Origin of the sequence: Pseudomonas xanthosomatis (assembly GCF_019139835.1) — a bacterium.
GTDB lineage: Bacteria > Pseudomonadota > Gammaproteobacteria > Pseudomonadales > Pseudomonadaceae > Aquipseudomonas > Aquipseudomonas fakonensis.
This window is the reverse complement of the sequence record NZ_CP077075.1, coordinates 4466190-4488572: the sequence shown is the minus strand read 5'-3', so window position 1 is coordinate 4488572 and position 22383 is coordinate 4466190. Positions and strand designations below refer to the sequence as shown.

14 protein-coding genes and 1 tRNA gene are annotated in these 22383 nt (G+C 56.2%); 14 read left to right on the top strand and 1 reads right to left on the bottom strand.

Annotated elements, in window-relative coordinates:
- Nucleotides 1-265: 265 nt before the first annotated feature.
- The 14 genes from KSS93_RS19760 (at nt 266) to KSS93_RS19695 (ending at nt 18504) form a co-directional block, all read left to right on the top strand.
- Nucleotides 266-1651, top strand: a complete 1386-nt coding sequence (locus KSS93_RS19760; protein WP_217885611.1) for an amino acid permease — start codon at nt 266-268, stop codon at nt 1649-1651.
- 52 nt (nt 1652-1703) lie between these two features.
- Nucleotides 1704-3086, top strand: a complete 1383-nt coding sequence (locus tag KSS93_RS19755) for an NAD(P)/FAD-dependent oxidoreductase (RefSeq protein ID WP_217885610.1) — start codon at nt 1704-1706, stop codon at nt 3084-3086.
- Nucleotides 3087-3101: 15 nt separating this feature from the next.
- Nucleotides 3102-3452: a cupin domain-containing protein gene (locus tag KSS93_RS19750; protein ID WP_217885609.1), complete on the top strand. Its 351-nt coding sequence runs from the start codon at nt 3102-3104 to the stop codon at nt 3450-3452.
- A gap of 162 nt (nt 3453-3614) precedes the next feature.
- Nucleotides 3615-5126 (top strand): CoA-acylating methylmalonate-semialdehyde dehydrogenase, encoded by a 1512-nt coding sequence (locus KSS93_RS19745; RefSeq protein WP_217885608.1) that lies wholly within the window; start codon nt 3615-3617, stop codon nt 5124-5126.
- 386 nt (nt 5127-5512) lie between these two features.
- Nucleotides 5513-5905 carry a helix-turn-helix domain-containing protein gene (locus KSS93_RS19740; protein ID WP_217885607.1) on the top strand — a complete coding sequence of 131 codons (393 nt, stop codon included), beginning with the start codon at nt 5513-5515 and terminating at the stop codon, nt 5903-5905.
- A 118-nt stretch (nt 5906-6023) separates the two neighbouring features.
- Nucleotides 6024-6662: a response regulator transcription factor GacA gene (gene gacA, locus KSS93_RS19735; protein WP_217885606.1), complete on the top strand. Its 639-nt coding sequence runs from the start codon at nt 6024-6026 to the stop codon at nt 6660-6662.
- A gap of 10 nt (nt 6663-6672) precedes the next feature.
- Nucleotides 6673-8496 carry an excinuclease ABC subunit UvrC gene (uvrC, locus tag KSS93_RS19730; protein ID WP_217885605.1) on the top strand — a complete coding sequence of 608 codons (1824 nt, stop codon included), beginning with the start codon at nt 6673-6675 and terminating at the stop codon, nt 8494-8496.
- Between the two features lie 33 nt (nt 8497-8529).
- Nucleotides 8530-9090: a CDP-diacylglycerol--glycerol-3-phosphate 3-phosphatidyltransferase gene (gene pgsA / locus KSS93_RS19725; protein WP_217839330.1), complete on the top strand. Its 561-nt coding sequence runs from the start codon at nt 8530-8532 to the stop codon at nt 9088-9090.
- Nucleotides 9091-9153: 63 nt separating this feature from the next.
- A tRNA-Gly gene (locus KSS93_RS19720) sits at nt 9154-9229 on the top strand.
- Nucleotides 9230-9450: 221 nt separating this feature from the next.
- Nucleotides 9451-11253 (top strand): tyrosine-type recombinase/integrase, encoded by a 1803-nt coding sequence (locus tag KSS93_RS19715; RefSeq protein ID WP_217885604.1) that lies wholly within the window; start codon nt 9451-9453, stop codon nt 11251-11253.
- A gap of 206 nt (nt 11254-11459) precedes the next feature.
- A complete protein-coding gene (locus KSS93_RS19710; RefSeq protein WP_217888772.1) occupies nt 11460-12896 on the top strand; it encodes an IS1182 family transposase in 1437 nt (478 codons plus the stop codon).
- A 463-nt stretch (nt 12897-13359) separates the two neighbouring features.
- Nucleotides 13360-15519 carry an ATP-dependent nuclease gene (locus KSS93_RS19705; RefSeq protein WP_437182053.1) on the top strand — a complete coding sequence of 720 codons (2160 nt, stop codon included), beginning with the start codon at nt 13360-13362 and terminating at the stop codon, nt 15517-15519.
- Nucleotides 15520-17316 (top strand): UvrD-helicase domain-containing protein, encoded by a 1797-nt coding sequence (locus KSS93_RS19700; protein ID WP_217885603.1) that lies wholly within the window; start codon nt 15520-15522, stop codon nt 17314-17316.
- A gap of 795 nt (nt 17317-18111) precedes the next feature.
- Nucleotides 18112-18504: a hypothetical protein gene (locus KSS93_RS19695; protein ID WP_217885602.1), complete on the top strand. Its 393-nt coding sequence runs from the start codon at nt 18112-18114 to the stop codon at nt 18502-18504.
- Between the two features lie 182 nt (nt 18505-18686).
- On the opposite strand, the gene KSS93_RS19690 is transcribed toward KSS93_RS19695, so the two are convergent.
- Nucleotides 18687-22277, bottom strand: a complete 3591-nt coding sequence (locus KSS93_RS19690; protein WP_217885601.1) for a restriction endonuclease — start codon at nt 22275-22277, stop codon at nt 18687-18689.
- Between the last annotated feature and the right edge of the window lie 106 nt (nt 22278-22383).

Sequence of the window (22383 nt, the reverse complement as noted above, 5' to 3'; positions counted from 1 at the left end):
AGGCCGCTTCCCACAGAGACCGTGATAAATCAATGAGTTGTAGTTTGTTCTTTGAGGGCCGGCTTGCAGGCGATGGAGTCGGTTTGGCCTGCATCCGTTCAGCAGGGCTGGCCTCATCGCCGGCAAGCCGGCCCCTACAACGGGGTTCATACATTTGTACAAGTGACGGTGTCGGGCTGCGCAATCGGTCGATGTCCACCCCCGCTGCACCCGCATAACCTCGGCTCGGGCTGTGTTGATCACTAATAATAAGAGGAGCCACCCCATGCCTGTTCAGTCAGAGCACGACCCCCGTCTCAAACGTTCGCTCAAGACCCGCCATATCAGCATGCTCGCCCTGGGCGGGGTGATCGGTGCCGGGTTGTTCGTCGGCTCCAGCGCGGTGATCGCCGCCACCGGCCCCGGGGCTTTCATCACCTACGCCATCACCGGGCTGATCGTCGCATTGGTGATGCGCATGCTCGGGGAAATGGCCGCGGCACACCCCAGCAAAGGTTCTTTCGTCGATTACGCACGCATGGCCTTCGGCCGCCCGGCCGGCTACATGACCGGCTGGCTGTACTGGTACTTCTGGGTGATCGTGGTCGGCTTCGAAGCCGTGGTCGGCGGGCAGATCATCAACGCTTGGCTGCCGGCGATACCGGTGTGGGTGATTGCCCTGGGGCTGATGCTGGGAATGACCCTGCTCAACCTGATGTCGGTGCATTCGTTCGGCGAGGCCGAGTACTGGTTCGCCGGGGTCAAGGTGGCGGCCATCGTGGTGTTTTTGCTGGTGACCGGCGCCTTCGTGCTGCACCTGTGGCCCAACTCCGATGCCAGCTTTGCCAACCTTACCCAGCACGGTGGTTTTTTGCCCCACGGTGTCGGCTCGTTGTTCACCGGCGTGGTGGTGGTGATCTTCTCGATGACCGGGGTCGAAGTGGCCACCCTGGCTGCCGCCGAGTCGCAAGACCCGTCGCGCAACATCCGCAAGGCAGTGAACACGGTGATGGTGCGCATTCTGGTGTTCTTCGTGCTGGCGACCTTCTTCATCGTCGTCGCCCAGCCTTGGACCAGCCTCACCCCCGGCAAGTCGCCGTTCGTCACGACCCTTGAGCACATCGGCATCCCCTACGCCGGCGACATGCTCACCGTGGTGATTCTGGTGGCGGTGCTTTCGGTGCTCAACGCCGGGCTCTACACCTCGTCACGCCTGTTGTACGTGCTGGCGGCCAACGACGAGGCGCCGCGCTGGATCGCCGGGGTCAACCGCAAGGGCGTGCCGGTGCGTGGTGTGCTGGCCTCGACCCTGGTGGGCTACGGCTGCGTGGTGATCGCCGCGCTGTGGCCGGACACGGTGTTCCAGTTCCTGATCAACTCCTCCGGCACGGTGTTCCTGTTCGTCTACCTGATGATCTGCCTGTCGCAGCTCAAGCTGCGCCGCCGCTGGGTAGAGGAGGGCTCGCTGAAGTTCGCCATGTGGGGCCACCCGGTGCTGCCGTTGATGGTCACCGCGGCCATCGTCTCGGTGCTGGTGAGCATGGCCTTCGACCCCTCGATGCAGTTGAGCCTGCTGCAGTGCCTGATCGCCATCGTTGCGATCGGCGCCTCGTACCTGCTGATGCGCCTGGGCCGGGGGCGTGCGCCCAAGGCCCAGGTGGCCCAGCCTTAACCGCCGTATCAGGCACGGCCCGGGCCCCGGGCAGTCAATGGGAAGCAAGAACATGTCAGCGAAATTCGATTTGGCTCAGTTACCCAACAAGCCGCTGTGGTTTGCCCCGGCCCCGCCGCGTGCGCGGCTGGAGGGTGATATCCAGGCCGACGTGGTCATCGTCGGCGCCGGCTACACCGGGCTGTGGACCGCTTACTACCTGCTCAAGGCCGACCCGTCGCTGAACGTGGTGCTGCTGGAAAAGCGCGAAGTCGGCTTTGGCGCTTCGGGCCGCAACGGCGGTTGGGCTTCGGCGATTTTCCCGATCTCGCTGCAGCGGGTCGAGCAGCTGTATTCGCACCAGGCTGCCCTGCAACTGCAGGCGGCGATGAACGACACGGTCGATGAGATCGGCCGGGTGCTGGCGCTGGAAGGGGTGGACGCCGACTACGCCAAGCAGGGTTTCATGTCGCTGGCCCGCAGCGGCCCGCAGATGGCCCGGGCGCGTGCTGCGCTGGAGTCGTCGGCGCGCTTCGGCCTGGCGCAGCAGTGGCGGGTGCTCGAGGCCGGTGAAGCACAGGGCAGCATCGGCGCCCAGGGCACGCTCGGCGCGCTGTATACCGAGCATTGCGCGCTGATTCACCCGGGCAAGCTGGTACGCGGCCTGGCGCAATTGGTCGAGAGCCTGGGTGCGCGCATTTACGAGCAGTCGGCGGTGACCCGCATGGCGCCCGGTGTGGTGCACACCGGGCACGGTTCGGTACGCGCCGGGATGACCGTGCGCGCTACTGAAGCTTTCACCTCGCAGCAGCCGGGCAAGTCGCGTTTCGTCATCCCGCTGTACTCGCTGGTGCTGGCCACCGAGCCGTTGGCGCCAGAGCTGCTCAGCCAGCTCAACCTCGACCACCGCATGGCCTTCAACGACATGCGCCACCTGCGGGTGTATGGCCAGGTCACCGCCGAAGGACGGTTGGTGTTCGGCGGCCGTGGCGCGCCCTACAAATGGGGCTCGGTGATGCCAGAGCAGGCCGACCTGGTAGACAGCATCCACGGCAAGATCCACGACACCATGCTCGAATTTTTCCCGGCCCTGCGCGATGCCAAGGTTACCCACCGTTGGGGCGGCGCGCTGGGGGTTGCCCGCGACTGGTGCCCGACGGTGAGCATCGACCGTGGCAAGGGCATGGCCTGGGCCGGCAATTACGTCGGCGACGGCGTGGCCACCAGCAACCTGGCCGGGCGCATCCTGCGCAACCTCATTCTGGAGCGTGACGACGCGCTCAACACGCTGCCCCTGGTCAATCACCAGTCACCCGTCTGGGAGCGCGAACCGCTGCGCTGGTTCGGCATCAACAGCGGCCTGGCCGCCGCCTCGCTGAGCGATCTCGAGGAGCGCTACACCCACAAACCTTCACGCACCGCGATGCTGCTGGAAAAGCTCACCGGCGCCCACTGACAAGGAGAAAACCCCATGCCTTCGTTCACCATCATCAAGCATGCCGACATCAAGGCTCTGCCACTGGACCCTGCCGGCCAGCGTGCCGGCGCTGACAAAGGCGACCCGCAGATCGCCATCAGCAAGCAGGCCCCGGAAGCGGTCGGCAACCTCGGCGTGTGGGAATGCCAGCCGGGCGGCTGGCCGGTGGTCAACCGCCCGGACACCGAGTTCACCTACATCATCTCGGGCAAGGCCTTGCTCACCGACGACAGCACCCAAGAGGTGGTGGAAGTCACCGGTGGCGACCTGATCATCTTGCCGCCGGGCTGGACCGGGCGTTGGGATGTGCTGGAGACGGTGCGCAAGGTGTACGCCATCTACTGACTCTAAAGGCTGGCGCGGTAACTGTGGGAGCGGGCTTGCCGGGGTGCCGGACCACCGCGAACACGGGCGCAGCCCGTGCCATCCACCGCGGCGCCTACTTCGCGGGCAAGCCCGCTCCCACAGGGGAGAGGCGCTCTAACTATGATTCACGGGAAAAAGACAATGACCCAAACCATCATGAACTGGATCTCCGGCGCCCAGGCCGAGGCCACCAGCGGCCAGCAACTGCCGGTCTACAACCCGGCCACCGGCGTGGTCACAGGCCAGGTGCAGATGTCTGCGCAAAAGGACGTGGACGCCGCCGTTGCCTCGGCCAAGGCCGCCTTCCCGGCCTGGAGCAACCTGTCGCCACTGCGCCGCTCGCGGGTGCTGAACAAGTTCCTGGCGCTGCTCAACGAGCACCGTGACGACCTGGCTCGCATGATCACCGCCGAGCACGGCAAGGTGTTCACCGACGCCCAGGGCGAGGTGATGCGTGGCATCGAAATCGTCGAGTTTGCCTGTGGTGCGCCGCAGTTGCTGAAAACCGATTTCACCGACCAGGTCAGCACCAACATCGACAATTGGACCCTGCGCCAGCCGCTGGGTGTGGTCACCGGCATCACCCCGTTCAACTTCCCGGTGATGGTGCCGATGTGGATGTTCCCGGTGGCCCTGGCAACCGGCAACACCTTCGTGCTCAAGCCAAGCCCGCTGGACCCGAGCCCGAGCCTGTTCATCGCCGAACTGCTCAGGCAGGCGGGCCTGCCGGATGGCGTGTTCAATGTGGTGCAGGGTGACAAGGATGCGGTGAACGCGCTGATCGAGCACCCGGATGTGCAGGCGGTATCCTTCGTTGGTTCTACCCCGATCGCCAACCATATCTACGAGACCGGCGCCCGCCACGGCAAGCGCGTGCAGGCCCTGGGCGGGGCCAAGAACCACCTGGTGGTGATGCCCGATGCCGACATCGATCAGGTGGTCGATGCGCTTATCGGTGCGGCCTACGGTTCGGCCGGCGAGCGTTGCATGGCCATCAGCGTGGCTGTGTTCGTCGGCGATGAAACTGCCGATAAAGTCATGCCCAAGCTGATCGAGCGTACCCGCGAGCTGAAGGTGCTCAACGGCACCAACCTCGAGGCCGAGATGGGCCCGATCGTCACCCGTGCAGCGCTGGAGCGCATCACCGGTTACATCGAGCAAGGCGTCAAAGAAGGTGCGACGTTGCTGATCGATGGCCGCGACTTCAACGGCCAGACCGCAGGCGAAGGTTGCGGCGATGGGTTCTGGCTGGGTGGCACGCTGTTCGACAACGTCACCCCGGATATGCGCATCTACAAGGAAGAGATCTTCGGCCCGGTGCTGGCCTGCCTGCGGGTGAAGGATTTTGCCGAGGCAGTGGAGCTGATCAATGCCCATGAGTTTGGCAACGGCGTGAGCCTGTACACCCGTGATGGCCACGTTGCCCGTGAATTTGGCCGGCGTATCCAGGTGGGCATGGTCGGGATCAACGTGCCGATTCCGGTGCCGATGGCCTGGCATGGTTTTGGTGGCTGGAAGAAGAGCCTGTTTGGCGACATGCATGCCTATGGGGAGGAGGGGGTGCGCTTTTATACCAAGCAGAAGAGCATCATGCAGCGGTGGCCGCAGGGGACTGCCAAGGGCGCGGAGTTTGCCATGCCGACCAGTCATTGACGGGTTTGGCTGGCGGGCATAGCGCTTTGTTTCAGTAACAGATGACCCCGCTCACGCAGCGGGGTTTTGTGCTTTGTGGGGGGCAGTTTGTATGTTGTGGCGTGCGCTGTTTTTTGGTTGATCCGTTGATCTTGTAGAGTCGGTTTTGAAATTTTTAGGCGCATTCATTATTTGTAGTGACGAAAACCCGCCATCGTCAATGAATGCACATACCGCTACAAAAGCTATCACCATAGAGCCCCGAGCCCGAACACAAATTCCCCCGCCATGGCGCAATGATGGCTTGCATAGATTGGATCCAATTGGCATAGTGCCCAGGCGAATGCGCAGGCATTCACTCGGGTGCGGGATGCACTCGTTATCCATCCATGCAAAGGAGGCAAAAGATGAGCGGATTCGGCCCACGGTTGAGAGAAGAGCGCGAGCGCCTGGGGCTTACCCAGCGGGTGTTCGGCGATGTCGGCGGCGTCGAGCCCAACGCCCAGGGCAAATACGAAAGCGGCGAGCGTACGCCACGCATGGACTACCTGGCCGCCGTCGCCGCCCGAGGCGTCGACGCCCTCTACGTGCTGACCGGCACCCCGACCCCGGCCCCCCTCGATAGCCTTACCACCGACGAAGATCGCCTGCTCGGCGCGTTTCGCCGCCTGCCGGCAGACGACCAGGCGGCTGTCTGGCACCTGCTCAACCGGCTCGCCGGCGAGGTGGGGGAGGAGCAGCCACTGGTCATTCGCCGCTTCGAGCGCCAGGCCGGCTTCCTGAACGGCTTGCGTCAGTGAGTGAGAGGGTCGCCGGCAGCTCTGTGGGCGGCCTAATTAACCGTTCAGGCCACTAGGTCGGCGGTGAAAAATTTTGTTAAGGTGGCGGATCCAATCGCCCCACTGACGAGGTGCATGCTTGATAAGGGTCCTGGTGGTCGACGATCACGATCTGGTGCGTACCGGCATCACGCGCATGCTGGCCGACATCGATGGCCTGCAGGTGGTGGGCGAGGCAGACTCGGGTGAGTCCGCACTCAAGCTTGCCCGCGAGCTGAAGCCGGACGTGGTGTTGATGGACGTGAAGATGCCAGGGATCGGCGGTCTGGAAGCAACCCGCAAACTGCTGCGCAGCCACCCCGACATCAAGGTGGTGGCAGTGACCGTGTGTGAGGAAGACCCGTTCCCCACCCGCCTGATGCAGGCGGGCGCTGCCGGCTACCTGACCAAGGGCGCAGGGCTCGACGAAATGGTCCAGGCTATCCGCCTGGCCTTTGCCGGCCAGCGTTACATCAGCCCGCAGATCGCCCAGCAGCTGGCGCTCAAGTCGTTCCAGCCCCAAGGCTCGCCGTTCGACTCGCTGTCGGAGCGGGAAATCCAGATCGCCCTGATGATCGTCGGCTGCCAGAAAGTGCAGATCATCTCTGACAAGTTGTGTCTGTCACCCAAGACCGTCAATACTTACCGTTATCGGATCTTCGAAAAACTCTCGGTCACCAGCGACGTCGAACTGACCTTGCTGGCTGTCCGCCACGGTATGGTCGACGCAAGTCTTTAAGCACACCCTAATGTCACACACCTTTGATGCCAGCGCCTTCCTGGCCACCTGCAGCGGCCGCCCGGGCGTGTACCGGATGTTCGATGCCGAGGCGCGCCTGCTTTACGTGGGCAAGGCCAAGAACCTCAAAAAGCGCCTGGCCAGCTATTTTCGCAAGACCGGCCTGGCGCCCAAGACCGCCGCGCTGGTGGGTCGCATCGCGCAGGTCGAAACCACCATCACCGCCAACGAGACCGAGGCGCTGCTGCTGGAGCAGACGCTGATCAAGGAGTGGCGGCCGCCTTACAACATCCTGCTGCGTGACGATAAGTCCTACCCCTACGTATTCCTGTCTGACGGTGAATTCCCACGTTTGGGGATTCATCGCGGCGCCAAGAAGGCCAAGGGCCGTTATTTTGGCCCGTACCCCAGCGCCGGTGCCATTCGCGAAAGCCTGAGCCTTTTGCAAAAGGCCTTTTCGGTGCGCCAGTGCGAGGACAGCTACTACGCCAACCGTACCCGCCCGTGCCTGCAGTACCAGATCAAGCGTTGCAAGGGCCCCTGCGTTGGGCTGGTGGAGCCTGCCGAATACGCCGAGGACGTGCGCCATTCGGTAATGTTCCTCGAGGGCCGTAGCCAGCAACTGGGCAACGAGCTCAACGCCGAAATGGAAGCGGCTGCCATGGCCCTGAACTTCGAAAAGGCCGCCGAACTGCGTGACCAGGTGGCGCTGCTGCGCCGGGTACAGGACCAGCAGTACATGGAGGGCGGCTCGGGCGACGTCGATGTGGTCGCGGCCTTCGTCAACCCGGGCGGCGCCTGCGTGCACCTGATCAGCGTGCGTGGTGGGCGGGTTCTGGGCAGCAAGAATTTCTTCCCCCAGGTGGGTATCGAGGAGGAGGTGGCCGAGGTGATGGCCGCATTCCTGTCGCAGTACTACCTTGGCAACGCCGAGCGCGAGCTGCCGGGCGAGCTGATCGTCAATGTGGTGCACGAGGACTTCGAGGCCATCACCGAGGCGCTGCACACCCTGCGCGGTCGCGAGGTCACCATCAGCCACCGGGTGCGCGGCACCCGTGCGCGCTGGCAGCAGTTGGCAGTGACCAATGCTGAACAAGCGCTCAATGCCCGCCTGGCCAACCGCCAGCACATGGCGGCGCGCTTCGAGGCCCTGGCCCAGGTGCTGCAACTGGACGAAGTGCCGCAGCGCCTGGAGTGCTACGACATCAGCCACTCCAGCGGCGAGGCCACCGTGGCCTCTTGCGTGGTGTTCGGCCCAGAGGGCGCGCTGAAGTCGGACTACCGGCGCTTCAATATCGAAGGCGTCACCGCCGGCGATGACTACGCCGCCATGCACCAGGCGTTGCAGCGCCGCTACGGGCGCATCAAGGATGGCGAAGGCAAGCTGCCTGATGTGCTGCTGGTGGACGGCGGCAAAGGCCAGTTGAACATGGCCCGCGAGGTGATGCAGGAGCTGGGCTTCAGCGACCTTACCTTGCTCGGCGTGGCCAAGGGCGTGACCCGCAAGGCCGGTTTCGAAACCCTGTACCTGAACGATGTGGCCCACGAGTTCACCCTCAAGGGTGACAACCCGGCGTTGCACCTGATCCAGCAGATCCGCGACGAGGCCCACCGTTTTGCCATCACTGGCCACCGTGCCCGGCGCGGCAAGGCGCGGCGTACCTCCAGCCTGGAAGACGTGGCCGGGGTAGGGCCCAAGCGTCGACGCGACCTGCTGAAACATTTCGGCGGCCTGCAGGAGCTCAACCGCGCCAGTATCGATGAGATCGCCAAGGCCCCCGGTATCAGTAAAAAGCTTGCCGAGTCGATTTATGCCAGCCTGCATAGCGAGTAGAATGCCGGGTTCAACTCGCAGCCAGTCGTACCGATGAATATTCCAAACCTGCTCACCGTTCTACGCGTCCTGCTCATCCCGATCTTCATCCTGCTGTTCTATGTGCCCTATCATTGGAGCTACATGGCCGCCAGCACGGTGTTCGCCATCGCCGCCGCCACCGACTGGCTGGACGGCTACCTGGCCCGTCGGCTGCAGCAGAGCACCCCCTTCGGCGCCTTCCTCGACCCGGTGGCGGACAAACTGATGGTGGCCGTGGCCCTGGTGCTGCTGGTACAGGTGCACGCCAACTTCTGGCTCACGCTGCCGGCCGCAGTGATCATCGGCCGCGAGATCGTGGTGTCGGCGCTGCGTGAGTGGATGGCCGAACTGGGCGCCCGTGCGCATGTGGCGGTGTCGAACCTGGGCAAATGGAAAACCGCTGCGCAGATGCTGGCGCTGGTGATCCTGCTGGCCAACCCGCCGGTGCTGACCTTCTGGGTGATACTGGGCTACGGCCTGCTGTTGGTGGCGGCGGGGCTGACGCTGTGGTCGATGATGCATTACCTGCTGGCCGCCTGGCCGCACCTGCGCGAAGGCTCGGAGCAGAAATAAAGTTTTTTTGAATCAAGGGGTTGACGCCATTCGGCAAATCGCTAGAATGGCCTCCATCACGACGCGGGAATAGCTCAGTTGGTAGAGCACGACCTTGCCAAGGTCGGGGTCGCGAGTTCGAGTCTCGTTTCCCGCTCCAGTTGTAGATCTACAGAGTTCCATGGAAGTCTGTAAGTCGTTGAGAAAAGGGCCGAAAGGCCCTTTTTTCGTTCCAGCGAAAACCACCGAAAACCGACAGTATCCGGCCATTTTAAGGCCAGATTTAAGGCCAGAATTGGAAATACCCCAATTCGCTTTTCCGGTAGAGCTAGGTGGAGCACGAGACGAGCATTTGGCCTCTGACAGGTTCAGGAGGTCACCATGGCACTCTCGGAAATGGCGATCCGGCACGCCCGGGTCACCGGCAAGGACTACACGCTCGCGGACAGCGATGGCCTGATTCTTCACATCACCGCGCAAGGCGGCAAGATCTGGCATTTCCGTTACTACTGGGCAGGCAAGCAGAAGCGCATGTCGTTTGGTAGTTATCCGCAGCTCGGCCTGCGTGATGCGCGGACGAAGCGTGATGAAGCCCGGGCATTGATTGCTCAGGGTACCAATCCCAGCGAACAGCGTAAGCAGCAGCGCCTGGCGGTTCGCATCTCCAGTGATCATGCCTTCGAGGTCGTGTTCAACCAGTGGATCGCCTTTCGCCGCCTGAGCCTCAAGGAAGGCCGGCAAAGTACGCTGTCGCAAATCCTGCGAATTTTTGCCAAAGACATTTTGCCGCAAATCGGCGACCGCTCAATCTATGACATCAATCGTCATGTGCTTATGGCGGTGCTGGATCGCATTGAGACTCGCGGCGCGTTCACCACGGCGGAAAAGTGCCGCACCTGGCTCAATCAGCTATTTCGCTACGCGCTGGTGCGCGTGGCTGGGCTCGAGAACAATCCTGCGGCTGACCTGGACGTAGTGGCGATGCCCAAACCACCCGTAGAGCACAATCCTTTCCTGCGCATGGACGAGTTGCCACAGCTTCTGAGCAGGCTGCGCGGCTATCAGGGTGGGCAGCAGACCCTATTTGGAATCTGGCTTTTGTTGCTTACCGGAGTGCGTACCGGGGAACTGCGTTTGGCTACGCCGGACCAATTCGATCTGGAACGCCGGCTCTGGGTCATTCCGCCTGAGGTGGTAAAGCAGCTGCAGCTCAAGATGCGTAAAAGCCGCAGTCAGGCCTCCAAGGTGCCACCCTACATCGTGCCGCTATCAGTCCAAGCGGTGGAGGTGGTGAGGCTGCTGCTCGATCGTGTGGTGCCTGCCCAGCGGCATTTGCTTGCCCATCGGAGTGACTTGAGTAAACGGATCAGCGAGAACACGTTGAACAGTGCGCTGCGGCGCATGGGGTTCGCTGATCGGCTCACCGGGCACGGCATGCGTGCCACCATCTCGACTGCTCTCAATGAGATCGGCTATCCGAAAGTCTGGATTGATGCGCAGCTTTCGCATGCCGACCCCGATAAGGTCAGCGCCTCGTATAACCATGCTGAGTATGTTGAGCAGCGCCGGGCCATGATGCAGGATTGGGCGAATCGGTTGGACCTCTGGGCGCAAGGACATACTCAAGCAGCTGGTGCACCGTTGACGATAAGGTTGGAGGGGACAGCCTCCCAGCCAATGCCACTGGATGCTTTGCGAGTCGTTGCCCCGATGCACTCTATCCTTGCTCAGCCCGAATCTCGAGCGGGGCGGAAGGGTAGGCGAGCAAGCTGGCAGCCGATGGCTGAGTGCCGCGCTCAGGCGCGAAGCGATGAAGTATCCGATATCCAAAAAGAACGTGCGCAGATGCTTGCCATCTATGAAGCGCCAACCAACCTTCCGCTTCCTGTATTCGCCAGGCTGGCGGGCAAGTCCCGCGATCAAATCAACCGAGACATCAAGGCGCGAAGGATGCTTTCGCTCAGCTTGGGCAACCGGGGGCAGAGGATTCCTGACTGGCAGCTGGATCCTTTGAAGCACAAATTGGTGCTAGCACTATTTGAATCATTGCCGGGGTTGGGTGATTGGGATGCCTACCGCATGCTGAGTGAGCCGCACGGCAAATTGCGCGGAAATGCTCCGTGCGATGTTGTCACCGTCGCTAACTTTGACGATACGTTACAGCTCCTGACCTGCGCGGACTAGTGCGTGAATGTTTTCGGTGTTCTGTCTTCCACCGCTGTAGTGCTTGGGCTGATCAGATACGGCGGCAGTTGAGGTTGCGGTGGTCAACGCTGATCCACTATGGGTCGATAGCGGTCTGTCGTGAACGGCTGCAATCGACCCAGGCTGTGTGAAAACGCACGTGATTGTCTAACCTTCTGATCGTCGAGATCGTGGCGGGGACGATCATGAAGCGATTCATTAAAGGTGAATCTCGGACGCAAGTCACGTTGCTGCCGGAGTGCCTGGACGATTACATCACCGAAGAAAATCCAGTTCGGGTGGTCGACGTTTTCGTCGATGAACTCGACCTCGGAGCACTCGGCTTCGAGGGTGTCGATCCGGCTGCAACGGGTCGTCCGGCCTACCATCCAGCAGTCCTGCTGAAAATCTACATCTATGGCTACCTCAACCGGATTCAGTCCAGCCGCCGGCTTGAGCGCGAGGCAGAGCGCAATGTCGAGTTGATGTGGCTAACGGGCCGGTTGGCTCCCGACTTCAAAACGATTGCCGACTTTCGCCGGGACAACGGCAAAGCCATTCGCAGCGTGTGCCGGCAATTCGTAGTGCTGTGCCGCAACCTCAATCTTTTCTCCCAGTCGATCATTGCCATCGACGGCAGCAAATTCAAAGCCGTAAATAACCGCGACCGCAACTTTACCCAGGGCAAGATCAAGGCGCGCATGCAGCAGATCGAGCAGAGCATTGACCGCTATCTTGCGGCGATGGATTCGGCGGATCGGGCAGCGCCCGAGGTCGCCGAGGCCAAGGCAGAACGGCTGAGCGAAAAAATAGAAAAGCTGAAACAGCAGATGACGAGGCTCAAGGACATTGAAGCGCAGCTTCATGCCAGCCCAGATCAGCAAATCTCTCTTACCGATCCTGATGCACGCTCAATGGCCACGAGTGGCCGAGGTACTGGCACGGTTGGCTACAACGTACAAACAGCAGTCGATGACAAACACCATCTGATCATTGCTCATGAAGTCACCAATGTTGGTAATGACCGAACACAGTTGAGCAATATGGCGAACCAGGCACGCGAAGAGATCGGCGCTGAGTCGCTGACAGTGGTCGCCGACCGAGGCTATTACAAAGGTCCGGAGATCCTTGCTTGCGAGCAGGCCGGGATCACCACTTTTGTCCCGAAACCACTGACATCAAGCAGCAAAGCGGAAGGCCGATTCGGCAAGCAGGACTTCATCTACATCGCTGCATCGGATGAATACCGATGCCCTGCGGATCAACTACTGACTCGCAGGCATTCTTCGGTGGAAGACGGCATGTTGCTGCACTCCTGCTGGTTCTCTGGCTGCCAAAGTTGCTCCTTGCAGAAGCAGTGTACGACGGGTAAGGAAAGCCGGTTGAAGCGCTGGGAGCATGAAACGGTAGTCGAAGCGGTGCAGATCCGATTGGAGCATGACCTCGGAAAGATGAAGGTTCGCCGGCAGACGGTGGAGCATCCCTTCGGAACGCTCAAATACTTGATGGGAAGCACCCACTTCCTGACCAAAACCCTGCCGAGGGTAAGCACCGAGATGAGCCTTCACGTACTTGCTTACAATCTCAAACGAATGATGAGCATCTTTGGCATCGCTGGGCTGATTGAAGCGATCAGGACATGAGTCCAAGCGTTTATGCGTCCGTATACGGCTATCTGGGTCGCTGCCGCGGCCCAGATAGCACAGGCAGCGCCTGGCGCCCGACTGAGTTAGACCTGCACTTACATCTGCTGAATTTACAGGCTGACCCAGCTTCTTTCGCTACTCGACGTACTTATTTGCGTTTTCACACGGCCTGGACCCATTGCAGCTCTTCGCTAAGGGCCGCTACCGGCCAATAGCAGCCGCTCGCTGGCAGGAGAGTCAGTTTTGGGCTTCCCCGTCAGCATCAGTATCGTGTCCTGCCCCAATTACTCCCGTTCGACATCGCAGGGAGTGCAGCATTTGCGGGGCTGGTGACGCTTGTGTTCGCCCACAATGCAGGATTTGGCCGATGCTATGCTGAGCGATTGAGCCGCATCTCCACCACCAATTCACGGGAGCGTAGAATGCTCCAGCTCGATTGGGCAGGCTAAAATAACGAGCTATGGATAAACAGGGGACGTTATTCGTGCATATTTCAAGGTTACAACTCGTCAACTACCGGAATTTTGAATGCGCGAATGTAGTTTTCAACAAAGGCGTTAACACGATCATCGGCGAGAACGGATCAGGCAAGACAAACCTGTTCCGGGCGTTGCGTCTTTTGCTCGACGACACGCTGCTGCGCGCGGCATATAGGCTCGATGAGAAGGACTTCCACCGGGGCCTTGGCGACTGGCGCGGTCACTGGATAGTCATTAGCCTCGAGTTCGATGAGGTATCCCAAGACGAGGCGATTCAGTCCCTATTTCTCCATGGGACCGGTAACATCGCCAACGCTGCGATCGGCAAGGCGACCTACAACCTTATTTTCCGCCCCAAGGCGGCAGTCCGACGGACCCTGGCCGACCTTGCCGCCGGTGATATGGTAGGACTTGCTGAGGCACGTTCGAAGATCACAATTTTGGATTATGAAACGATCTGTACCGGCAAGAGCACCGCAAACTTCCTCGATCCCGAAACCTATAAACAACTGGCTGGCGACTTCGACGCGGTAATATTTCCCCAAGAACTGACGAACCCGGCTATCGGGGGCGTCATCCCGGGCATGCTCTCGATCTCGCGCGAAGTCTGCTTCACCTTCGTGCAAGCACTGCGCGATGTGGTCTCCGACTTCCAGAACAACCGCACTAACCCCCTCCTAACTCTGCTCAAGAGTCGAAGCGGTGAGATCGATCCGCAGAGCTTCGAACCAATCACCGCGCTCGTCAAAGGGCTCAATGATGCAATTGAGGGCCTACCAGATGTAGGAGCCATCCGCAGCGATATCCGCGACACCATCACCGATGCGGCAGGCGAGACCTACTCCCCGCGATCACTTTCGATCCGCTCGGATCTGTCCGACGAGGCCGACCGCCTGTTCCAGTCTCTCAAGCTGTTTGTGGGCGAGAGCGAGGAAGAATATGAGGGCGCGATTCACGAGCTGAGCCTGGGCGGTGCAAACCTCATCTACCTGACGTTGAAGCTGCTCGAGTTCAAATATCAGAAACAGAAAGAGTCCTTCGCCAATTTCCTCGTGATCGAGGAGCCGGAAGCGCACATCCACACCCATATCCAGAAAACGCTGTTCGACCGGCTGAGCTTTGACGACACCCAGATCATTTATTCGACCCATTCGACCCACATATCCGAAGTGAACAACGTCCTCAACATCAACATCCTCGGCCGACACCACGGACGGTGCGAGGTGTTTCAGCCATCTGCGGGACTTGACGCGGGCCAGATTGGCAATATCCAGCGCTACCTCGATGCGGTCCGCAGCAATCTGCTCTTCGCCAAGAGCGTGGTCTTGGTCGAGGGCGACGCCGAAGAGATCCTCATCCCGATCCTCGTTAAAAAAGTGTTCGGGCTCAGCTTGGACGAGCTGGGGATCAGCTTGATCAACATCCGCAGCACAGGCTTCGAGAATGTTGCGGTACTTTTCCATAACGAGCGCATCCGCAAGCGCTGCGCGATCATCACCGACCTTGACCGGGCGTTTATCGATACGACCAAGGACATACTCGACAGTGACGACAAGGCGGCAGCAAAGAAGAAGGCACTGGGGGCACAGATCGCTGGACTCCAGCGCCAGGCAGCACTCAAGGAGTTGTGTGACGGGAATCCTTGGCTGACGGCGCACTTCGCCGACCACACTTTCGAGGTTGATTTCGTCTCCGCCGGCAATGTCGGCACTGTCGTTTCGGTGCTGGGCGACGTCTATAAGGATGGCGGCACCATAGCGACATCGAAAATGGAGCTGGAATCGGGCGACATCACACGTTTCGGGACGCGCGTGTTGACGATGGCACGTTACGCAGGAAAGGGGTGGTTCGCCATCATCCTTGGGCGAATGATAACGCCAGAAACTGTTATTCCGGATTACATCCTCGACGCTATCTTCCAAGCACATCTCCCGGTATCCATTCAGACATGGGCGCGAGTGCTGGATTATCGGGTCTCGGTCCTTGCGGAGTCACAACTATACGCGGCAGCGGAAATCGACGCGATGCGCGCGCAAATCAGACGCTACTCTAGCGGTGAGATCGACTTCGCTGGGGTCCGCGCCGAAATGCTACAGGCCTTTCCGTCCGACGGCATCAACACGATCCTGGCGGGCTTCTAGATGTTTGTCTGGGACAGGAAAGACCTGAACGACGCTCAAGTCGCAGCCATCGAGCATCCAGGCAGCGTCTTCCTCGTTGCCTGCCCAGGGAGCGGTAAAACGAGAACCCTCACCTACAAGATCGCCCGCCTGTTGTCGGAGCTTAAGTCGGACAAAAAACGCGTCGTCGCGATCACCTACACGCACCGGGCTGCGGATGAGATTCACGAACGGATCGAGCAGCTTGGCGTCGATACGAGCCAGCTTTGGATTGGCACGATCCACTCCTTCTGTCTCGAATGGATCTTAAAACCCTACGGAATCTATCACTCGGCGCTCAAGCACGGTTTCCGTGTGATCAATGCCCATGACACCGAACTAATGCTGGAGGAGTTCTGCAGCGCGGTGCAGGGCACTAAGCTCAGCAGTTTCGACTGCGCATATTATTTCACGCCGAACGGCTATGTCCTGACATGCAACAAGACCGACAAGCATCAAGCAATTGAGGGAGTTTTGCAGGCATATTGGAAGGCGCTTGATGCCGAGCGGCAGGTCGATTTTGAGCTGATCCTTTTCTACGCCTATCAACTCATCGAGAAGAATCCCTCGATCAGCGTGCTGCTCGGCTCGATCTTCGAATGCGTGCTCCTCGATGAGTTTCAGGATACGCGGGAAATTCAATATGCGATCCTCGCATCGATCCTGAAAGCGTCTAAAGGCGGTGTCTCCGCCTTTGTTGTAGGCGACCCTAATCAGGCAATCTATGGCTCGCTTGGCGGCTATGCGATCACGGCAGCGGAATTTGGGACGCAGTGCGGCATCGCCTTTGAGGAAATGGAGCTATCAGACAATTACCGGTCGTCATCGCGTATTGTGAGCTATTTCGGCAACTACAACGTCTTGCCTTCGAAGGTCGAGGCGGTGGGAAAAGACAAGGACTACGCGAGCGTTGTGTCGTTCGATCACCAGACACACCGCGACGCGCTGGAGGAAGAGCTTGTAAGGCTCATCAAATTCAACGTCGAAACGCTCGGAATCGCTCAGCATGAGGTCTGCATCGTTGCGCCTTGGTGGGTCCATCTCGCAAGCATGACGCGCCGGCTGGTCGCAGCGCTTCCGACCTATTCGTTCGATGGCCCGGGCATGGTGCCCTTCGCGCGCGACGTTGACAATTTCTGGTACAAGCTCGCCCGGATCATTCTGACGGAGGCGTCCCCACAGCTGTATGTACGCCGAATGCGATGGGCGGGAGAGGTAATCGCCGGCCTCAACGATGCGGGCGTCGAGGTTCCAGGTTTGGACCGCAAGACACTGCTGCGCGCCTGCAACGCCATCACCATCACTGAGACCGATGGCCTGGTCTACCTCCGGGTGTTCTTCGACCAGCTATGTTCCACTTTCGAGATCGATCGCCGCAGCTGTGCAGCACTCCAAGAGCATCACGACGCTTTCTTCGAATGCTCGCAGAAGCGCATCGATAAACTCATCAAGGAAGGCGCTGAGGCGATTGCTGAATTGGCGATGTTTAGGAAGGTCTTTGCGAACCGCACTGGTGTCACTGTATCGACGATCCACGGGGTCAAGGGTGCCGAGTATGACGCAGTGATCGCCTATGGCCTGCTAGAAGGGATGGTTCCCCACTTCAGTGATCCGAACCAAGCCGAGACGGCGAAAAAGCTCATGTATGTGGTGTCGTCGCGGGCCAGAAAGAACCTACATCTGATCTCTGAGTGCGGTCGCAGTCGAGGCTGGAGCGGAGATTATCAACCCACTGAAGTACTTGCTGGATGTGCATTCCGGTACGACCAGTTTTCTTGACGGGAAAGAATCTGGCTGAAAATGACCGCTCTTGGTCGTGATCTTCCTCCGACAACGGCAGCTTTTGGGTCGATTTCTGCCCTGGGCGAGAGACCGCTCTGGGCCCCGACGACGCCGCAGAGAGTCATGGTTATTTTGGTTCTGAAAGTTTAAGAAATTCAATTGTCTCATTTGTTTATTAACACTGAGCAAACTATAAGTTTAGGACGCCTCTGGCGTAGGTAGCATTCAAATGAGCTGAGCAGTGGATGGCATAGTTCGGTACTCATGATCATACGCGGCGGCTGTGATGAATGTAGGTGCGACGGCTTACAGGTAAATATGAGCTATGCTGGAGTCAATGTTCGCGACATTCGGCTAGCAGAATTTTTTGGAAAAATGTGATTGATAAGCGGGAGTTCTTATAGTGGCGTTTGGCTACCATTCATTTCTTGATGCCTTCATGGACTTGATGCTGGGAGTAACTGATGCGAGCTATCTTGAAATATCCGACGCGGGTTGGAGTTTTCTACATTGCACAATCAACTGACGGACGTTTTCATCCTGTTTTCGACAATGAGAGTTTAGGGAGTTATCGAAGCATCACTCATGCAATCGATGATTTGACTAACAATGCAACTAGCTCAGTGCTACATCCGAGAACACTAGAGCTGCTGGACACCTCAGCTCTCGGATTACCAGATGATCCGGGTGAATGGTTGCGCGCTTGAAATTGTAATACCCTAATAGATTGGTTGCCAAAAACACTAAGTGTGGCATTGTCGCTTACTTTTTTAGTTTTTAGAGGTTTATATGGTGAATGTCAAAAAGATAAGTGTATATGCGGGGATTTTAGGTGCATCGGCATCAGTGGCTGCATTGATGATGCCGGACGCTGCAGTCTCGCAAACTACTACTGGAGCAAACAGTCCAGCGATTTCTGGAAACGGAAATACCGTCAACTATCAGTCACACACTGGATTTCCTAGTGCCGAAATGATTCGAGCGCAGCGACCTAACATCAGTGACCAGCAATACCAAGCTATACAGCCAGGAATGACATATCAAGAGGTTCTAGACATCGTAAAAATACCTGGGAAGGAGGCTGCAAGTAATGGCCGCGTGCAGGTTTATACATGGGGTACAGAAATTTATGTTTACATGACGGTAACTCTTGTAGACGGCAAAGTGCAGTCAAAATCTCATTGATACTGGTTTTTAAAGCTGAGCAAGTACTGTGAGTCGATTCGCCGCCATTTTTGTACGGTTCTCCTGATGCAAGACGGTGACCCTAGGCTGCGACGGTATTGGTTGGGTCGCAGCCGCAGGGAGTTATCGCGCAAAATACGGTGCCAGAGTTGGATTTCTGCAACCTGCTGAAATTCCTATAGCTACCGCATGGTTAGCTTGTGAGTTTCAATGAATATTTTGTATGTTCTCTCAATGTGTTCGTTTACTGGCGTAGTCCGAGAGCCTTCAAAATCCTCCAGTTGCTCTCTTGTGAGTAGTTCAAGGTATAAGTCAGTGTAACGATCAAATATTTGCACGGTGTAGGGATTCCAATCGAATGTGCAAAATTCGTTAAGAAATATCTTCGCTAATTTGTCATTCCAATGCGTGGCGCAAAGAGCTGCTACAGCTGGGTAGAATGCATGGTGTGAGAAAAATGTAGAAAGGTGTTGCTCGGCTAAAGCTATCGGGTCTTTGGCGAGATTGTTCTCAAGTATATAGCTTGTGATTCGTAATCTTGCACCGTTGTCCACGATTAAATCTATGTAATCCTGTATTGTTGATTTGTCTATGCCAGCCAGTGTTCCGTGTTTTATATTTTTAGTTTTTTGGTTTGAGAAATCCGTGTTAATAAGTAGAAGCTTTAACGAATCTTCGGCACTTATGCATGCGTCACCTGAGAAGGTCGATAATAAATCAAACACTAGGTCATAGCTGAATACGCCATTAACGGTATAGCTGTCAGAAGTTAAGGTCTCGGGATTTAAATTGCTGAGTAGAGTGGAAATCTTTTTGCGTGTAAGATCTAGTGTGTAAGCCCTAGGTTTGGTGTTTTTATAATATATCAGATAGTTGTAGTAGGTGCCGAGGTGGTGCTCATTCATTGACTTGAAATACTCGTCAATTTCTAGTTCAAGCTCCGGGTCTATCTCTGCCTCTGAGGATTTAGAAAGGTACCATATTGCATTGTGTATTTCGTCTGGTGTTTTTCTGGAATAAGCTAATTTTACTAGCGGTATTAAGCAGCCCGGCTCTCCGCGTAATCCGAGTTGCCATATGAGGTTGTAGTAGTAGTAATCTTTTGTCAGTGTTAGGTTTCTGTACGTTGCTATCAAGGCATCAACCTTTTTGCTATCAAGGTCAGCATTCTTTAATAGGTCTACTATTTTTCTAGCCACGTCAGCTGTGTGCTCGCTAGCTAACTGCTCATTTCCTTGTTGGCCTAACTGAATAAAGAATTCAAAGTCGTTGTCAATGTTAAATCGAATCCCTATTGCGTCAAGTACTTGCTTAGACCAGTAGGCGACTACAGTATCCTCGTTGCTCAAGGTGATCAGCGTTTTGCAAGCTAAATCTCTGTCGATTTCTAGCAGAGCCCGGCTAGCGTCAAAAAACTCTTTGCTGAACTCTGTATTATTTAATATATATAAAAGGTTGTCGCAGTCAGTGCTATCACCAAATAGCTCCAATGTCCGTAAGTTTATGCATAACCCAGGCTGCCTATCACCTATCCATGTGTTTATGCGATTTCTTGCTATGTGGGTTATTTTAGCTGGAGGGCATCTGAACCATAGGTCATACTCACCTCCAGAGATTCTTGCTGGCATTTGAGCGCGGGGTTCGTTATCATGTAGTATATTGAGAAGTGTCTCATCATCTCCGTTTAGTGCTAATGCTCTTCTACGCTGATAATATTGTTGGATGTCTTTAAGTCCTTGCTTTGACTTGAGTCTTCGCAGGCTGTCGTCAGTGCCCAATATTCCTAGTGCATAGATTGCCTGACTTCTGGTCATTACCTTTTCGCTTGTTTCTAATTCCAATATTTTTTCCTCGGCATAGCTGAGGAAATCGCCTTTGAACTTTCGCGCAATCTTTGCCATCAGTGAAATGTCGAATTTTTCAACTGTGGCTAGATATTCACTTCTATCCGTGGCTTCAATGAAGTTGCTACTGAATAACCAGATGTCGTGATGGGAGTTGTTAAAGCTGTAAGCCTGGTGTTCGCGCCATTTTTTGGCTAGCGTTTTGGATGCTAAGTAGTCAGAGATAATAAGGTGGGGTGTCGAGTAATGTCCGTCCGAGTACTTATATAGGACTTCATATTCAGTTATAAGCTTCAAGAACTCATCGAATTCCAAGGCTTTTGCAAGATAAGGATCTGAAGCTATTAACTCGTCGTGACAGGCCACCATTAAATCTATGTAAATGTCTTCCGGGATAGACGATACCCCGCTCCCAAATTTGGCTTTGTAAAGAACGGTTGATAAGGTGTCAGTTACTTTGTGAATTGGAAGCTTGTTTAGTTTGAGGGAGGTATTTGTTACGCGAGATTGGTCGTTTTTAAGCTTGCTAGATATCCAGTCTTCAAGAATATCCTCGGTACTGGTTGGGAGTATTTTGTTTTTTTTGTAGTAGTCTATTGATCTCGAAAGAACAAAGGGAAGAGAGAAGAAATCAAAGTCTACAGAGTTTAGTCTCTTTCTATATTGGTCGTAAAATTCGTCTAGCTCAGGTGGTTGGAATAATGAGCTGGCTATGCTGAACGCACTTCTGTAAGAGAGAGGTTGTATGGCTAGACAGAGATTAATTGAATTGGACTTGGTCTCTATGCTTATCCCTCGATCTCTTACTGTTATTACGTAGCTATACTCATTCATAGTCATGTCTATGTCGTCGAACAATGCTTGTGTGTCGTGCTCAAGCATTTCATCTAATCCATCGAGAAGGAATATAAATTTAAATGGGAGACTTCTCCAGGAGCCATAATTTATACCAAGGGCATTCTCGATCATCTGATTTAGCATGTTTCTAGAATAGCTTCTTAGGCTTAGCTTAACTGGCACCCATCGTATGTCTGATACCGGTTGAGCAAGTTTATGTTCGGTCATGACTAAAGTTGAGGACTTGCCGCTTCCTCCTCGTGAGGAAAGTACGACGTTCTTTCCAGTTTTTAAGATTTCGATAAGATCATCTATTGGAATTACTATAGTGCCTGGGTCTGAAACATTATTGTCGCTAACTAGGTTTGATGGCAGTGTGGTAGGGAAGTAGTTTAATGGTGTGAGCTTTATTGCGCTGTGCGATATTTTATCAAGATAAGCTCTGACGTCAAAGTCTGGCGTAGGGCGATCCAACAGGACTTTTTCAATAGAGAAATTTTGCTCTAGGACGTCTGATAACTTACTCCAGATAGTTGTGAGCTCGTTCTGGAGATCCGTGCCTGACCAGATTGTGAGGTTTTCTAAGGCGTCTAGGTACTCAGATATTACCTGAGTTGGATCAAGGTTTTGGCTCTTCATCCTTGAAATTAATTTAGATTGAATCTTTCCGCTGTTTATTATTTTTGTGCACTCATTTTTCAGGTCTGTTAAGCTATCTTGCCGTTCAGCTTGCCGTAAGTTCCCAGTGACCTCGCCGGATGTGATTATGTAGTGCTGCTTGCAATTTGAGTTGTTTAATTTATTGTCTAGGGCTACTTTTAGTACTTCTTCAGCGACTGTTTTTAGGCTAAGTGCTGTGTTGTATCTTTTGCACTGGATGCAAATTATATGTTTGTCTGTGGTTGATGCGGCCGTGCAATCATAGCCTTGGTCAGTTGATTGAAGTGGACCGCTTTTCATTTTGAAGCCGTGCTTTGCTCCTAGAAAAGACAAGGCTTGGTATGTGAAGTTTTCAAATGCGCTTGGAGAGAGAGCGTGAAGTGGAAGAGGTTGTCCACGGTACAGGTTTGGTTTAATTGCATTTACTTGCATAGTTTCGCCTCACTGGAAGACCACTTAGAATCGGGTAGCCGATTTTCAGCAGTTAGTAATGATGCTTTTTGACATCGCTAGCATCGTCGTGTCAACCATGGAATGG

What these genes read in the sequence shown, in the direction of transcription:
- KSS93_RS19760 (WP_217885611.1), top strand. Translation starts at nt 266, where the DNA reads ATGCCTGTTCAGTCAGAGCACGACCCCCGTCTCAAACGTTCGCTCAAG.
- KSS93_RS19755 (WP_217885610.1), top strand. Translation starts at nt 1,704, where the DNA reads ATGTCAGCGAAATTCGATTTGGCTCAGTTACCCAACAAGCCGCTGTGG.
- KSS93_RS19750 (WP_217885609.1), top strand. Translation starts at nt 3,102, where the DNA reads ATGCCTTCGTTCACCATCATCAAGCATGCCGACATCAAGGCTCTGCCA.
- KSS93_RS19745 (WP_217885608.1), top strand. Translation starts at nt 3,615, where the DNA reads ATGACCCAAACCATCATGAACTGGATCTCCGGCGCCCAGGCCGAGGCC.
- KSS93_RS19740 (WP_217885607.1), top strand. Translation starts at nt 5,513, where the DNA reads ATGAGCGGATTCGGCCCACGGTTGAGAGAAGAGCGCGAGCGCCTGGGG.
- uvrC (WP_217885605.1), top strand. Translation starts at nt 6,673, where the DNA reads ATGTCACACACCTTTGATGCCAGCGCCTTCCTGGCCACCTGCAGCGGC.
- pgsA (WP_217839330.1), top strand. Translation starts at nt 8,530, where the DNA reads ATGAATATTCCAAACCTGCTCACCGTTCTACGCGTCCTGCTCATCCCG.
- KSS93_RS19715 (WP_217885604.1), top strand. Translation starts at nt 9,451, where the DNA reads ATGGCACTCTCGGAAATGGCGATCCGGCACGCCCGGGTCACCGGCAAG.
- KSS93_RS19710 (WP_217888772.1), top strand. Translation starts at nt 11,460, where the DNA reads ATGAAGCGATTCATTAAAGGTGAATCTCGGACGCAAGTCACGTTGCTG.
- KSS93_RS19705 (WP_437182053.1), top strand. Translation starts at nt 13,360, where the DNA reads ATGGATAAACAGGGGACGTTATTCGTGCATATTTCAAGGTTACAACTC.
- KSS93_RS19700 (WP_217885603.1), top strand. Translation starts at nt 15,520, where the DNA reads ATGTTTGTCTGGGACAGGAAAGACCTGAACGACGCTCAAGTCGCAGCC.
- KSS93_RS19690 (WP_217885601.1), bottom strand. Translation starts at nt 22,277, where the DNA reads ATGCAAGTAAATGCAATTAAACCAAACCTGTACCGTGGACAACCTCTT.